Genomic DNA, 2,492 nt, shown 5'->3' on the forward strand with positions numbered 1-2,492 from the left:
TTCTTTGTTTTTGGTCGAATAAGATTAGCAGATTATCGATTAATCCTATCTTTCAACTTACTTTCAAAAAATTGCACTTGATTTTAGAATTGGCGATCTGTAGTAAAAGTTAGTGTGTCTTCAAGGTGTAGCAATCAGAAGTTAATGCGTGTGTGGTATAGCGTCAATGTCTCTCCTACTGGTAGATATAATTATACTTTAGCTATTACTGGAAGACCTTTCATTAATAGGTAGAGTTTAATTAGATATGCTTTGTAGAGAGACTTTGTAAGCGGAAAAAAATAAGCACACTGGCGTTAGCCAATGTACATAAATATATCTCCACCTACTTTAAAATAAGAGCTATCCATTTCAAACTCTTTAGCTATACCCTCGTAGTCAATATTATTAACTATCAATGATGATAGACCATTTAAATCACAATGCTCATCTATGTATTGCTCTGCAATATCTACCATAGTGCAGTCTTCATAAACTATTACTTCATCTACTTTTTCAATAGCTTCATTTAGGTCTTTTGCTAAACCCTCATTTAATAGAAATGATACTGCCTTTAGTGGTTCACTACATAGTTCATCTAAGGCTTCTACTCGTTCATTTAGCTTTGTTAGATTTTCATACTCTCCAACCTCAAACATATCTACATCATCCCACTCATAATCAGTAATAAAATACTCTTCATGGTTGTCTGTCTTACAGATATGTTCACCTAGTTCCAATATGTCTGATAGAGTTTGTGATAGTTCATCTGGTGCTAGTGGCAACTCAACCCACTTTCCTATTAAATGACCTTCGTTGTATGCTTATAAGTCCGTTAAATATATCCTAAGCATAATTTATCCATTACACTTTAGCAATAGCCATAGTAACTTTGCTTTTTCATCTTTGCTAAAATCTTTTATAGAGTTAGCAATTAGTCCGAAGTTGTCTAGTGATATATGTATTGAGTATTTGTCACAGTAGCTTTTAATATCTTCATTATCAACAGCACTTAAGACTGTATCTGAACTCTCTTCATCAATGCAGATGTTTACAACATCATCAATAGATATGTCACAATCTTGAATAGCTTGTGTTAATATTTCCGTTGGTTCTATATGAACTTCTATATCTCTTAGTTCTACTTGCATTTGTATTCCTTTTGGATTTAATTAATTTCCAAAAAGGTTGCACTCGTTAGGGTGCTATAAAAAAAGGAAGCTTCATTAGTAGTAATAAAATTCATGGGGGGGGGAAGTGCATTGGTTGTTTCACTGCGTTGTTAGTTGGTGTAAGAATGTTCAAGAAGCAATCAAAAATATTTTTTATAGTATGTATATATAAGCTATATAATAGCACATACATAGGTAAGTAGCATAAATGTATTTATGAGAATTATCGTCCTATATAGGGGCTTATATGGCTTATTATATACTTATATATGTAGTTGTTGGGTTTAACATTGCATAGTCTGTACCGATAATAATTTCTCTACATACCTTTTGACAATATATGCCTCTTATAGCTTACTATACGGTGTTTATAGGCATAAATGACACTCACATAGTGTATGTACAAACAGAAAGAATGTTTGAGTATGGAGATGTAATACGCAATAGCTTTGTTGGAATATTTACTTTCTCTCCCTTTATCTACTATTTTGCTTAAGGTGAAGACAAAGTATCTCAGACAAAAGTGGAGACTACTCAGCTTGGCTGAGTTAAGCGAACACCTTTTGACTGAGTGCTTTGCAAGCCGTATTCATAAATCATCTCCTGTGCGAAATTTTTAGCTCTCGCTACATATAATAACTACATATATCAAACTGAGAAGATGAAAAATGTGACACTTTGTAAGCTTATTTATAAGGTTTATTTAAGTTTTGAAGATGAAAATCCCAGTGTGCCTCCCCCCTACTTTTTTCTCTCTCTACTACTAAAAAATGAGTTAATCTTTAGTTCTTAGCTTATATTATAACTATGTTTCATCGTGTACACTATATAGTTAATGCTATTTCATAAATATAATTGCAGTTTTTTTAATTCTCTCTTCTAATTATTTCTTATCCATTGAGCTATTTGTTTTCTATTCTTTATAGATGTAATTATCATCTTTAAAGCTCTTGGTAATAACAAGACTACGACTAACCCCACTATGTTAAATACAAATATTGCTATATCATCAGGTCTTGGTGGGGAGTATTGATTGAGTCTTTGAAATCCATTACTTACAAACTTATCTAATTGCAATAACAACCATTAAATACAAACACCATTTGACTATTACATATATCCATTTTGAAATTAGTATCATTGTCATACACTTTGTTTTGGTTGCAAGAATTCTTTATCTAATGCTAAGAGTTTTGGTAGTGAATAAAGAAAAATTGCTACTATCAACATCATAAAAAAAGAAATGGAATGTCCCCTATAAACTAGACAATTACTAAACCAGTAAAAACCTACATTTTTGAAGACTTTAAATTATACCTTCTTTCAAACTCATTTGGTGAA

General features: G+C 31.6%; 2 protein-coding genes and 1 pseudogene. All 3 read right to left on the bottom strand.

What is annotated here, in order from left to right:
- Positions 1-296: 296 nt before the first annotated feature.
- Positions 297-791: pseudogene (locus QZZ48_RS15365) on the bottom strand (antirestriction protein ArdA); the annotation flags it as partial.
- A gap of 45 nt (positions 792-836) precedes the next feature.
- On the bottom strand, positions 837-1,130 hold the full coding sequence (locus QZZ48_RS15370) for a hypothetical protein (protein ID WP_294967134.1): 294 nt from the start codon (positions 1,128-1,130) through the stop codon (positions 837-839).
- A gap of 900 nt (positions 1,131-2,030) precedes the next feature.
- A complete protein-coding gene (locus QZZ48_RS15375) occupies positions 2,031-2,228 on the bottom strand; it encodes a hypothetical protein (protein WP_294967135.1) in 198 nt (65 codons plus the stop codon).
- Positions 2,229-2,492 lie beyond the last annotated feature (264 nt).

The sequence above is a fragment of the Sulfurimonas sp. genome (genome assembly GCF_016744025.1).
In the GTDB taxonomy this organism is placed as follows: Bacteria; Campylobacterota; Campylobacteria; order Campylobacterales; family Sulfurimonadaceae; genus Sulfurimonas.

Excerpts from the sequence above, each read along its gene's own strand:
- QZZ48_RS15370 (WP_294967134.1), bottom strand. The coding sequence starts at position 1,130 with ATGCAAGTAGAACTAAGAGATATAGAAGTTCATATAGAACCAACGGAA.